This window comes from Psychrilyobacter atlanticus DSM 19335 (assembly GCF_000426625.1).
Taxonomy (GTDB): Bacteria; Fusobacteriota; Fusobacteriia; order Fusobacteriales; family Fusobacteriaceae; genus Psychrilyobacter; species Psychrilyobacter atlanticus.
Window position 1 is genome coordinate 998,063 of the sequence record NZ_KE384548.1, and the last position, 13,376, is coordinate 1,011,438.

General features: G+C 33.4%; 12 protein-coding genes. 4 read left to right on the top strand and 8 right to left on the bottom strand.

The window, feature by feature from the left end; all coding sequences use genetic code 11:
- The first annotated feature begins 1 nt into the window (after nt 1).
- Nucleotides 2–703, top strand: a complete 702-nt coding sequence (gene pnuC / locus K337_RS18935) for a nicotinamide riboside transporter PnuC (RefSeq protein WP_051251887.1) — start codon at nt 2–4, stop codon at nt 701–703.
- A 157-nt stretch (nt 704–860) separates the two neighbouring features.
- On the opposite strand, the gene K337_RS0116640 is transcribed toward pnuC, so the two are convergent.
- On the bottom strand, nt 861–1,928 hold the full coding sequence (locus K337_RS0116640) for a M42 family metallopeptidase (protein WP_211226116.1): 1,068 nt from the start codon (nt 1,926–1,928) through the stop codon (nt 861–863).
- A 157-nt stretch (nt 1,929–2,085) separates the two neighbouring features.
- Between K337_RS0116640 and K337_RS0116645 the strand changes: the two genes are divergently transcribed.
- Together K337_RS0116645 and K337_RS0116650 are read left to right on the top strand one after the other, a co-directional pair.
- Entirely contained in the window at nt 2,086–2,832 is a 747-nt protein-coding gene (locus K337_RS0116645; RefSeq protein ID WP_028857582.1) for a gamma-glutamyl-gamma-aminobutyrate hydrolase family protein, read from the top strand.
- A gap of 10 nt (nt 2,833–2,842) precedes the next feature.
- The gene (locus K337_RS0116650; RefSeq protein ID WP_028857583.1) at nt 2,843–4,345 is read left to right on the top strand and encodes an ABC transporter substrate-binding protein; all 1,503 of its coding nucleotides are present in this window, start codon (nt 2,843–2,845) and stop codon (nt 4,343–4,345) included.
- A gap of 62 nt (nt 4,346–4,407) precedes the next feature.
- Here the strand turns inward: K337_RS0116650 and K337_RS0116655 are convergent, their stop codons facing one another.
- From K337_RS0116655 to K337_RS0116680, 6 genes are read right to left on the bottom strand one after another with little or no spacing between them, the layout of a single operon-like run.
- On the bottom strand, nt 4,408–5,418 hold the full coding sequence (locus K337_RS0116655) for an ABC transporter ATP-binding protein (RefSeq protein WP_028857584.1): 1,011 nt from the start codon (nt 5,416–5,418) through the stop codon (nt 4,408–4,410).
- 3 nt (nt 5,419–5,421) lie between these two features.
- Nucleotides 5,422–6,216 carry an ABC transporter permease gene (locus tag K337_RS0116660; protein ID WP_028857585.1) on the bottom strand — a complete coding sequence of 265 codons (795 nt, stop codon included), beginning with the start codon at nt 6,214–6,216 and terminating at the stop codon, nt 5,422–5,424.
- Nucleotides 6,203–7,105, bottom strand: coding sequence for an ABC transporter permease (locus K337_RS0116665; RefSeq protein ID WP_245584905.1), 903 nt, complete (start codon nt 7,103–7,105; stop codon nt 6,203–6,205). The genes K337_RS0116660 and K337_RS0116665 overlap by 14 nt, the downstream gene beginning before the upstream one ends.
- Nucleotides 7,106–7,927: an alkaline phosphatase family protein gene (locus tag K337_RS0116670; RefSeq protein ID WP_028857587.1), complete on the bottom strand. Its 822-nt coding sequence runs from the start codon at nt 7,925–7,927 to the stop codon at nt 7,106–7,108.
- A gap of 8 nt (nt 7,928–7,935) precedes the next feature.
- Complete coding sequence (locus K337_RS0116675) at nt 7,936–9,006, bottom strand: ABC transporter substrate-binding protein (protein WP_028857588.1); 1,071 nt, start codon at nt 9,004–9,006, stop codon at nt 7,936–7,938.
- A gap of 15 nt (nt 9,007–9,021) precedes the next feature.
- On the bottom strand, nt 9,022–9,843 hold the full coding sequence (locus K337_RS0116680; RefSeq protein WP_028857589.1) for a histidinol-phosphatase HisJ family protein: 822 nt from the start codon (nt 9,841–9,843) through the stop codon (nt 9,022–9,024).
- Nucleotides 9,844–10,048: 205 nt separating this feature from the next.
- On the opposite strand from K337_RS0116680, the gene htpG reads away from it, so the two are divergent.
- Nucleotides 10,049–11,974 (top strand): molecular chaperone HtpG, encoded by a 1,926-nt coding sequence (gene htpG, locus K337_RS0116685; protein ID WP_028857590.1) that lies wholly within the window; start codon nt 10,049–10,051, stop codon nt 11,972–11,974.
- 130 nt (nt 11,975–12,104) lie between these two features.
- On the opposite strand, the gene K337_RS0116690 is transcribed toward htpG, so the two are convergent.
- Nucleotides 12,105–13,325 carry an FprA family A-type flavoprotein gene (locus K337_RS0116690; protein WP_028857591.1) on the bottom strand — a complete coding sequence of 407 codons (1,221 nt, stop codon included), beginning with the start codon at nt 13,323–13,325 and terminating at the stop codon, nt 12,105–12,107.
- Between the last annotated feature and the right edge of the window lie 51 nt (nt 13,326–13,376).

A 13,376-nucleotide genomic window follows, 5' to 3' on the forward strand; every position in this document is an offset into this window, starting at 1 on the left:
AATGATCTTAGCAAGTGATTTTAAAGGATGGAAAAAAGGTGAATATTTATGGTTAGGGGTCTCACTATTAACAACGGTGTCAGCTTCAATCTACTTAAAGGCAGGAGCTATGTCGATTATAGCTATGATAATCAATATAATCTGTGTAGTATTATTAGCAAAAGGAAAAGTTTCAAACTTTATATTTTCTATAATAGGTAGTCTCTTATATGGATATATAACTTATTCTAATGCTATATATGGTGATGCAATTATGAGAGTTGTCTACAATATACCTATGGGAATATTTGGTTATATCACATGGAAAAAAAATAAAGTCAAGGCAGATGATGATGTAGAGTTTAGAGTATTAACAACTAAACAAAGACTCTCAGGCACAATTGGTGTGATAATTGCTATCGGTACACTTGCCGGTATCTTACACTTAATCCATGGAAGTAACGTTATTTTAGATGCAACAACGACAATATTAGGAATTGTCGCATTATTTTTAATGTCAAAAAGATATACAGAAAACTGGTATCTATGGATCTTAGTAAATGCTATCTCTGTAATATTGTGGCTGAGAGTAGGAAATATAAGTCCTGAAACAGTTGCAACATTATTGATGTGGGTTGTATTTTTATTAAACTCTATTTTTGGAACTATTAATTGGAAAAAACAATGTAGATCAAAGGAAAAATCTGTTCCAAATTATGAATAAATTATAACCTTATTTAGGAGGAGAGCAAAAATGCTCTCCTCTTTTTTTATAATCTAAGAATCTTGAGATAATAGTGTCCTTTGTAAACATAGAATTTTACAATAAAAATTTAATTTTACCTACCTGGATGCAACGTCACGTTGCTTTTTTATTTTGATTAAAAAATTTTCAATTGATCTAAGTTTAACCTTTTTAAAATTTCCATTGTGAGATCCACAGTAGCCCTATAATCTTCCAATGCTGAAAATCCATAGTGTGTATGTGCATATCTTACAGGCATCCCCAATATAAGGCTAGGAACAGCTTTATTTTCAATATGGATAGGTCCTGCATCTGTCCCTCCCCCACTTCGTACGGCACATTGAAATGGTATCTTATTTTCCCTTGCCACCGATTTAGTAAATGATATCAATCTATGGTTTGCAATCAACCTCATATCAAAATGCCTTATCTGTGTTCCTTTTTTTAATGCTCCTTGGGAATCATAACTATCCATAAATGTGTCATCTGCAGGAGACCCTTCAAAGACAACGGCTAAATCCGGTTTTACAGTATTTACATTCACCTTTGCTCCTCTACACCCTACCTCCTCCTGAACTGATATAGAACCTACCACATCTATATCTAAATCAATTCCTTCTAATGAGAGCATGGTTTCTAAAACAGCTGCACATCCTAACCTGTTATCAAAAGCTTTTCCCAGCATTATACCTGTCCTCTGATCCATGGAAAATTTAACATCAGGAATAACCGGTGCTCCTGGTTCAATCTGAAAAATCTCTATAACTTCCTCATAACTTGTCGCTCCGACATCTATTACCATCTCATGGATAGGCTGAAGAGTAACGGGTCCTTTCATAAAGTGTGGTGGTTTTGTAGCTACTACACCTTCTACATACTCTCCTTTAGCATTCTTTATCCTTACTTTATGTCCCGGTATGTTTTGTGCCATCCATCCTCCCAAGGGCAAAAATCTCATAGTCCCATTGGCTTTGATACTTTGGATAATAAATCCCACCTCATCTGAATGACCATCTAACATAACTATGGGTTTATCCCCCTTGTGCCCCTTCCTGTATATCACCAGATTTCTCATGGAATCTTCCTGAATTTTAAAAATATCTCCAAATTTATCCTTTATAATCTCTACTACATTATCTTCAAATCCTGATACTCCATAAGCATTTGATAATTTTTCAATAAGCCTTACCGAATCTAATCTCATGATCGTCCTCCTTGTATAGATATCTCAGTATAGTATATAGTTTTTTTTATTACCCTTGTCAATTTTAATAGGACTTTTCTCCTATGACACAATTGACATCTTTTCCTTTCCATAGTATATATAAATACTAAGTTTATTTAGATTTAAGGAGGATTTTATGAAAAATATGATAGTGGGGCTCAGTGGCTCCCAACGTGATTTTGATAATACAGGATTTATCAGGGATTATGTAAATAAACATTATTCCGACTCTATAATAAAGATTGGGGGAACCCCCATTGTTCTACCTTTAGCCGATGATGAAGAAACCACCTCTAAATATATCGACCTCATAGATGGTTTAATTTTAACAGGAGGAGACGACGTTAACCCCCAATTATTCCAGGAGGAGTCCCTCCCGGAAACTCAGATCCCGGATCCTAAAAGAGATACTTTTGATATGCTTCTCATAAAGTATGCCATCCAGAAAAATATTCCAATCTTGGGAGTCTGCCGAGGGATGCAGCTTTTAAATATATATTTTGGAGGATCCCTCTATCAAGATTTAAAATACAATAAAGAGGTCTATCTAAAACACCTTCAGGGTGAAAACAGCCCTCACATTCCTGTTCATAAGGTTATTCCTGTGAAAGACTCATTTTTAAATAAGTTATTCACCGATGATCTATGGGTTAATTCATTTCATCATCAGAGTATCAAAGAGGTAGGAGATAGCCTACAAATATCTGCTAAATCCAATGATAATGTTATCGAAGCCGTTGAATATATAGATGATAATCACTTTATATTGGGGGTTCAATGGCACCCTGAGATGATGTATTCCCAAGGGGATAACGGAGATATGAAAAAGTTATTTCAATATTTTATGGATCGATTAAAGCAAAAAAAATTAAATAAAATTTAGGAGGAATGATATGAAAAAAGTTATTTTTTTAATAGTTATAGGCCTGTGGATTGTTTCATGTGGAAAAAGCGAGGAAAATAAAAATGAAATAAAAGATACTCTGGTCTATGCACAACTGAGTGAATCCAAGAGTTTGGACCCTCACGCTGTTACCGATCAGTATTCTCAAAGAGTTATAGCCAATATATATGACAGATTGGTAGAGGTAGATGAAAATATGAAGGTTGTCCCCAGTCTGGCTGAGTCTTGGAAAAATATAGATCCCCTTACAACTGTGTTTCATCTAAAGAAAGGTGTCCACTTTCGTAGCGGGAAAAAAGTTACAGCAGAAGATGTAAAGTTTTCTTTAGAGAGAGCCATGAAATCTCCTAAATTAGGAAGTTTATACTCTCTATTCGACAAGGTTGATGTTATCGATAAAAATACTGTGTCTATCACCACTAAGAAGCCATTTGGACCTTTACTGTATCACCTGTCTCATAAATCAGCATCTATCCTCAACTCAGAGTTCGCAAAGACTCATAACCTCAATCAAGAGGCTGATGGTACTGGGGGATATTTTGTAGATTCTTGGAATATAGGAGACTATATCCTTTTGAAGAGGAATACTAATTACTTTAAAGGTGAACCAAGTATTAAATACATAAAGATCAGAAGTATTCCAGAAGAAAACAGCAAAGTTATTGGTCTTGAGACAGGAGAGATAGACATAGCAGCAGATTTAGAATCTATGTCTAGAAATACAGTCCTGGAAAATCCTAATTTAACCTTAGCAGAAACTAGCTCATACAGTGTCCAGTTTCTTGGAATGAATGTAGAAAAACCTTTTTTAAAGGATATTAAGATCAGAAAAGCCATAGCTATGGCTATCGATAAAAAAACCATTATCGATACTATCCTCATGGGAGCTGTAAAGGATGCAAATAGTTTTCTTGCACCTGGTGTATTCGGATATTCAAAAGATGTAAATACATATCAATATAACCCTGAAGAAGCAAAAAAACTCATAGCTCAATCTGGATATAAAGATATTGAACTTACTGTCCTTACTAGTAATAACACTACCAGAGCACAAATTTGTGAAGTAATCCAGGCTCAGTTAAAAGAGGTCGGAATCACATTAAATATAGAAGTTGTAGAATGGGGAGCTTTTTTATCTGACACTTCCACAGGAAAAGCAGAACTGTATATGCTTGGATGGTCTCCTTCTACAGGGGATGCTGATTATGGTTTAGTTCCTAATACCCACAGTAGTAACAAGGGGAGCGGGGGAAACAGAAGTTTCTATGAAAATAAAAAATTAGATAAAATTTTAGATGTTGCAAAGGAAGAGTTAGACTCAGATACAAGACTGGCACTCTACAAGGAAGCTCAGAAGATTATCAATACAGATGCTGCATTTTTCCCAATCTACTATCAATTATCAAATGCTGGATTGAGTAAAAATGTTGTAGGATATGTCCAAACATCGGCAAACTATCCATATTTTTATAAGTTAAGTTTTAAAAAATAAGAGTTTGTATAGAGAAAAGGTCTCCTGGCTGTGATATTCACAGGTAGGAGACCTTTTTTCTTTTAAAATTTTTTTATTTCATTTTTCATAAATAGAAGTTCTATTTCTAACCCGACTTTATATAGTTTATTTTCTCCTCTATTTAATAAATCAACGATAAACTTAATTCCGTTTTTTTCAACTCTGTACCTTATTATGTTTCCCAAAACAGCGCTTTCTATTATATTAGCTTTTACAGCTATAAAATTATCTTCAATATAGTTTCTGCCCTCCTCCCTGATATAGATAGATTCTGGCCTTATAGCCACAATATTTTTTTCTATTCTCCATTTGAAGATCGACTCTACTTCCTCTCTTTCAAAAATATTATAGTTCCCAATAAATCTTACTACAAACTCACTCACAGGGTGGGTATAAACTTCTTCTGGAGTTCCAATTTGTGCAAATTTGCCTTCTTCCATAATAAAAACCCTGTCTGATATAGTCAACGCTTCCTCTTGGTCATGGGTTACAAAAATAGTAGTTATTCCTAATTTTCTTTGTATCTCCGAAATTTTTTCCCTTAGATTTTTTCTTATTTTAGCATCTAATGCTGAAAGAGGTTCGTCCAATAAGATTATTTTTGGTTCCATAATAAGAGTTCTAGCTAGGGCTACTCTCTGCTTTTGACCTCCTGAAAGTTCATGTGGATAGTAGTCTTCCCGTTCATTTAACTCTACCATACTTAAATACTTTTTTACTTTTTCTTCTATATTATCTTGCCTTTTTATTTTTAAGCCAAAAGCTACATTTTCTTTTACTGTCATATTAGGAAAAAGAGCATAATTTTGGAATACCATTCCTATTTCCCTGTCTTTAGGAGCCGTATTATTTATAACTTTTCCATTCATGATTATCTCTCCGCCATTACTTTCATTCAACCCAGCTATACACCTTAAAAGTGTACTTTTCCCACAACCTGAAGGCCCTAAAAGAGTTATAAACTCACCTTTTTTTATATCAAGATTTACATTTTTAAAAACACTTATATCTCCATATTGTTTTGAAAGGTTTCTAACTTTTATAAAAGACATATTTTATTTCTCCTTTTTTATTATATTATTTAATTTAAATGCTCCTACCGTTGTAATCAGTATAAATAGAAAATATGTTATTACTATTGCCCCTGTAAAATGACCACTCTTTCCCTTCATATTAAAAAGATATACCTGTATTGTCTCGTATGACCCTCCTGCAAGCATGTTTGAATATAGAAATTCTCCAAATACTAGAGAAAAGGAGAGTAATAGAGCTGCGATAAAACCTTTATTTAAATTTGGGATTATTACCATTTTAAATCCTTGAAAGTTTGATGCTCCTAGCATATTAGCTGCCTCAATCAGTTCCCTTATATTTATTCCTTCTAAACTATTCTTTATTCCTCTATATAAAAATGGAAATATCAATGTAAAATGAGCCCCTATAAGGATCCATTTAGTTCCTACCAAAATTAAAGGGCCACTAGAATAAATCTTTAGAAATCCTACTACCATCACAACTCCAGGAACGGTAAATGGAATTATAGAAAGAATATCCATAACCTTCAACCATTTTGGAAAATAATAATACACAACAAGTACCGCCGGAACAGTTATCAATGTGCTTATAGATAGCGACATCATACTTATATTTATACTCCTTCCCAATGCCTCTAAAAATCTTTTTTCTGAAAAAAGATCCCCATACCACTTAAAAGTTATTCCGTCTGGAACTATCGTTGCTCCCCAGGTAGTGCTAAGGGAATAAGCTAATGTAGCTATAAGGGGTATAAATAAAATCATCAATAGTCCCCATGAAATTATAAGATGTTTTCTAGCACTACTTCTTTCCATTTCTCCCCCTTCCCCTTTTTATAAGAAGCTCATTTACTGTAATTATAAAAGTTAAAATCAATGTCATCACCATTGCCAGAGCACCTGCCAAATTTGGTTTTAAAAATATATCTCCCGAAACTAAACTACCTATCCTAATAGGGATAACATTGTAGTTAGATAACACCAACCCATAGGTCGTAGCGTATGCCCCCATTGCATTTGCAAATAACAGGACCCCAGTTCCTAGTACACTAGGAAGTAATACAGGCAGTGCAACTTTTCTCCAAAACTCTAGTTTCGTTGCCCCTAGGATAGTCGCGGCTTCATACCACTCCTCTTTAATCATATCAAAACTTGGATATAGTAGGAGGATTCCTAGAGATATTTGAAAGTATATATATACCAAAGTCAACCCTGCTTTAGAATATATATCAAAACCATCTACTACCCCTCCCTTTCTTAAAATAATTGTCAAAATCCCATTGGTTCCCAATAAAACTATAAATGCAAATGCTAGTGGTAATCCTGAAAAATTAGATGTCATATTGGACAACAGGAGGATTCTTTTTCTCACTTTTTCATTCAATTTACTGATAGAGTAAGCTCCTTGAAAAGCAATTATCAGACCAATAATTGTTGAATAAAAGGATATCTCTAAACTGTTTACTATACTTTGTCTGAACAATTTACTCTTAAATATATATACATAGTTATAAAAGGAGTAAGTAGACACACCATCCTGCCTTAAACTCCCCTCTACAACTGTTAAAAGCGGAAGTATCTGGAACATAACTACCATCAAAATAAAAGGGATAAGTAAAGTTATTGCACCGTATTTTCCACTTTTTCTTTTTTTATTTACTCGATACCATGCATGATTTCCTTTTAAAATAGCTCCCTGCTCCACCTACATCTCTCCTTCTAAAAAAAGTGTTTCTACCTCTGGCATCTTTGCTCCTTGTCTTACTCCTAACGTCCTACAGATAATCGGAGCTATATGCAGTTGCGATAGTTCTTTTTTATCTATCAAGTTGAAGCAATTTCCAATAAACCATAGAGGGACCTCCCTCTCCTTTTTAGAGATACTCCCATGGGTTTTATCAGCATTCATTCCATGATCTGCTGTAACTATAATTTGATATTTTTGATCGATCCAAAGTGGTAGCCATTCTCCAAGAATTTTATCTATGTTTCTAGCACTATTTCTATACTCTATACTGTCTTCACCATATTTATGGCCACAATCATCTACATTCATTGAATGCACCAATAAAAAATGAGGATCATACTTTTTTCTTATCCACTCCCCATCAATAAAAAGATGGCTATCAGGGTAGTTATCTTCACAGTAAAACCTTCCATACTGTATATTTTTCCCTGCATCTTCCGTATACATCTCCTTATTTTTGTCAAAAGGAGTTGTATTATACAGCTCACTCATCCAATAATAAGAGGCAGCACCTGTTCTAAGTCCATTGTTTTTCACTATTGAAAATATATTTTCTTCTTTTGAAAGCCTATTTATTTGATTATTAACCACCCCATGTTCTATGGGAATTACCCCGGTTAAAATTGTTTCGTAGAGAGGCCTAGATAAAGTTGGCAGCTCTGCCTTAACTTTATAGAAATTAGCTTTTCCAGCTTCTTCTAACGCTTTCATATATCCCATCTCTTTGGAAGTATCATAGTTTAATCCATCGACCATTACTAAAATTAATTTTTCTTTCATAGCTCCCCCTATCTTCTAAAATACAATACTTCTTCTTGCCATTTTAGTGGGATCTCTCCTGCTGTTTTTGCCCAAACACCAAAATCTTTTATAGGTTTTACATTTTTATATTGCTCATTTGGTAAAAGCATAGATTTTACATCTTCAGGGAGTTTTATATCTCTTATAGGCTTAGCATACCCTCTCGCTAGATTAATCTGACCCTTATCACTAAAGATATATTCTCTTGCTAATTTAGCAGCATTTGGATGTTTGGCATATCTATTTATTATAGTAGTGTATCCACTTATAAATGATCCATCTTGAGGAATCAGCACTTCAAATTTATCTTTATCCAATAAATCTCTATATGATAATGCATTAAAATCCCATAGAAGTCCTACCTCTACTTCACCTTTTTCTAAATTAGCTATACTTGGGTCATTTAATGCTAACCTCTTATCTTTTGCAATCTCTTTAAAATAATTGTAACCTGGTTCGATATTCCCTTCACTGCCTCCCATAGCAATAGATGCCGCTAGAAGAGCAGCGTTTGCCTGTGTTGCAGATCCCACATTTCCTATAGAAACTCTTTGTTTCCCTTCTCTAAGGTCTTTCCAACTCCTTGGAATTTCATCTACCAGATCTTTATTGACAATAAAAGCAATAGTCCCAGTGTATGCTAAAGCCCAGTGTCCATCTTTATCCTTTGCCCATTCTGGAATTTCATCCCATGTAGTTGGTTTATAACTTTGAGTTACCCCTTCTGCTCTTGCTATTCCGCCAAATTCAAAACCTACATCTCCAATATCAGCACTGGCTTGTTCCTTTTCCGCTTTAAATTTTGCCACTTCTTGAGCACTAGACATATCTGTATCTACATGATCCAATCCATATATTTCATTTATGTCTTCCCATGTTTCCTTCCAGTTTGCCCAGCTATCTGGCATTCCTACACTGTTTATTTGTCCCTCTTGTTTAGCAGCTACAATCAATTCATCTAAAGTTAATTTTTTTTCATTATTCCCTTCTATCACTTTTTTTTCTCCACAACTTATCAATGTTAATCCTATCAGAATACTTAAAAATATTTTTTTCATCTCATCCTCCTACTCTTAATTTATTTTTTTAAATTGAACCTGTTTTTTATTAAAAATACTATAACTATTAAATCCACAATTTTTTAACAATTTACATGCTTTATCCAGACCTTCACCTATATCCTCACTCCTATGAGCGTCACTCCCAAGAGTAATTATCTTTCCACCCAGCTCACTATACCTTCTAAGAATATACTCATTAGGAGTTGAATCACTACCACCATATCTATACCCTGAGGTATTTATTTCTAGACCCATTTCTTTTCTTATTAATACTTTTAGTATTTTATCTATTGCTTCTCCATGTACCGGATAATTTATTTTTCTATGATCTTTAAAATATTTCTTTCCATACCTTTTTACAAAATCTAGGTGTCCACATACTGAAACCCCATTAAATGCCCTTATATTTTTATATACTTCGTCAAAGTAAAGCTTATGAGATTCATCTTTAGTTTTTTCAGAGAAAAATTCATCTTTATCTAACTCTTTTTTTTCTACACAATGTGTTGAACCTATTATAAAATCTAATTCTTTTGAAGAGAGAATTTCATTTAAAAATTTATCATCCTTGAGATGTGGCTGCAATCCTAGTTCTAGACCTATTTTTATCTCTAATCGCCCTTTATATTTGTCTCTATATTCTTTTAAAATTTCTATATACCTTTTAAAATTTAGATCAAACATTTTTTTATTTCCAGGGTAATCCAAATCTAGATGATCAGTAATAGCTACCTCTTTCAACCCTTTTTTTATAGCGCTCTCAAATATTAGTTCCAACTTCTCCTCACAGTCTCCTGAAAATTCACTATGTATATGATAATCACTTCGACACATCTTCATACCCCCCTCTAATAATTTAAGGTTAGTTTACCACTCAGTTGTATTTTTCATATGAATTTTATGTAAATATAAAGTAAAAACCTACTAAAAATACATGTTTTTTTGTTAAAAGGTAAGTTGACAACTATAGTTAAAATATGTTAAAAATTAATTAGCACACTAGAACAACGAGTGCTAATTAATTTTAGGAGGATTTACTATGCATAAAGAAACATTAAATTTTCAAACTGAAACTAAAGAACTATTGAACCTAATGATCCATTCTATCTACACACACAAAGAAATTTTTTTAAGAGAGTTAATCTCCAATGCCAGTGATGCCTTGGACAAACTAAAATTTAAAGCCCTTACAGATCAAAATATATTAAAAGATGACAATGAATTTAAGATAGAGATATTTATAAATAAAGAAAAAAACACCATTACTATCAAGGATAACGGTATTGGAATGACCCATGAAGAGGTTATCTCAAATATCGGTACCATAGCTAAATCAGGGTCTCGTGCATTTACAGAGGCTATGAAAGAAGCAAAAAATAATAAAGATGACCTGTCTATCATAGGACAATTCGGAGTAGGTTTCTATTCATCATTTATGATAGCCAACAAGATAACTCTTAAGACTAAAAGTCCCGATTCTGAGACAGGAGTTAAATGGGTATCTACAGGTGAAGGTAGTTTTACCATAGAGGATACTAAAAAATCTGACAGGGGAACAGAGATCATCCTTCATCTCAGAGAGGAAGAGAACAAAGAGGATTCTAATGCAGAATATTTAGAGGAATACAAGATCAAAGAATTAATCCAAAAATATTCTGACTATGTAAGATACCCGATCTTACTTGAAGTAACTAAAACTGTTGAAAACGAAGAAACTAAGGAAAAAACAGTAACAGTGGAACAGGAAAAGATAAACTCCCAGACTCCTCTATGGAAAAAATCTAAAACTGAGATTACAGAAGAGGAATACAATGAATTTTATCAGGGTAAATTCCACGACTGGACAAATCCATTAAAAACTATCCATTTTAAGGTGGAAGGAAATCTAGATTATTCGGCGTTGCTATATATCCCATCTAAAACTCCTATGGATTTTTATTCTAAAGAGTTTGAAAAAGGACTTCAGTTATACAGTAAAAATGTATTTATCATGGAAAAATGTAAGGAATTGATTCCTGATCACTTTAGGTTTATCAAGGGACTGGTAGATTCACCGGATCTTTCTCTAAATATATCCCGTGAGATCTTACAACAGAACAGACAGTTAGGAATAATCGCTAAAAACCTAGAGAAAAAGATACAAAGGGAATTAGAAAAGATGTTAAAAACTGATAAAGATGAGTATATTAAATTCTGGAATGAATTTGGTATAAATATCAAGGGTGGAATCTATGAAAATTTTGGTAGATATAAAGATACATTAAAAAATCTTTTAATCTTTAATACTACAAAAGACGAAAATATGACTACTCTGACAGAATATAAGGAAAGAATGCCTGAAGATCAAAAACATATCTATTATGTTTCTGGAGATAACATCAAAAGTCTAGAAAAAATGCCTCAATTAGAGGGAATTAAAGCCAAAGGATGGGAAGTTTTATACTTTACCGATAAGATAGATGAATTTGCCATCAAATCTTTAGGAAACTTTGAAGATATTACATTTAAATCTATCCACGAAGCTAATGAAGAACTCTCTAGTGATGACGATAAAAAGATGTTAGATGAGGTAGAAAAGGATAACTCCGATCTATTTGCTAAAATTAAGGAAGCTTTAGGAGAAAAAGTTTCAAAAGTCAGACCTACTACTAGACTTAAATCCAGTGCTGTCTGCCTTGTGAGCGGTACAGACGGGATCTCATTTGAGATGGAAAAGTTGATGGCTGAAATGCCTGGGGACAATCCTATGGGTGGAATCAAAGCTGAGAGAATTTTAGAGATAAATTCCAACCATGAGTTATTTAAGGCCCTAATTAAAGTCAATGAAATACACCCCGAAAATTTAAATAAGTATGCAGAAGTATTATATTCTCAGGCTTTACTTATAGAAGGATTCCAATTAGAAGATCCTATAGAATTTGCCAACAATATGACCGATCTGTTAATAAAAGCATCTAAAAACTAGAAATAAATTAGAGCTGCACCCAGATCGGCATAATCTAATATTTTATAATTTTTAATGATAATACCTTAAACATAAAAAAAGAGCTAGAGAGGATAAAATCCTCTCTAGCTCTTTTTTTATATAAATAATCTTATTTTCTTGCTTGCTTTAATTTATCTGCCATAGCAGTTGCAATAGCTTCTAGTTTTACATAATCTTCCGATCTTGGAGTTCCTTTTACTTCTACAGATTCTCCTACAACCTCTATTCCTCTAAGTGAATCAGCAAAAGCTTGTATTCCTTTTACTCCTCCTCCACTCCACATCATATTTCCAAAGATACCTAAATATCTATTTTTTAATCCGTAGTTTTGTAGTTTAGATAAAAGTGGTTGAACTTTTGGATAAACTGCATTGTTATGTGAACAAGATCCTATAATTAATCCTTGATACTTCCATATATCACTGATTATGTATGAATGATCTGTTTTAGATGCGTCATATAATTTTATATCGATGATTCCCTCTTTAGATAGTTGTCTTGCGATTGCATTTGCCATCTTTTCTGTATTTCCATACATTGAACCATAAACTATTACTACACCTTCTGCTTCAGGTTCCATCTTAGACCATGCATCGTAGTGACCTAATACTCTAGCTATTTCTGTTCTCCATACAGGTCCATGACAAGGAGCGATACATTTGATATCTAGTCCTCCTAATTTTTTTATAGCAGCCTGTGTAGGAGCTCCATATTTACCTACGATATTTGAATAATATCTTCTCATCTCATCTTCATAGAAGCTAAGGTTTAACTGGTCATCAAAGATTCCACCATCTAGTGAACCAAAACTTCCAAATGCATCATTTGAAAATAATGTTCCTGTAGCAGATTCGTATGAAACCATAGATTCCGGCCAATGTACCATAGGCACCATAGCAAATGTAAGGGTATGTTTACCTAATTCTAAAGTATCCCCTTCCTTAACTACTAATCTATTATTTTCGCAACGTTCCTTAGAGCAATCATTAAATGCATCCAACATTGGGAAAGTCTTTATATTTCCTACTAGGGTAATTTCAGGATATAGTCTGATTACATCTTTTATAGCGCCTGCATGGTCTGGCTCCATATGATTTATTATTAAATAATCTATCTTTCTCCCCTGTAATACACCTTCTATTTTTTCTATAAAGTTTTCACTAGTTCCGATCTCTACTGTATCGATAAGTGCTACCTTTTCATCTAAAATAAGGTATGAGTTGTAAGAAACTCCCTTATCTAATGGTAAATAGTTCTCAAATCTTTGAGTTTTTCTATCATTTACCCCTACCCAAAAAATATCTTCACTTATATTTTCAACATTATGCATTCTAACTCCTCCTCAATAATTTTAATCTAAACGTTCGTTATATTTATCTTT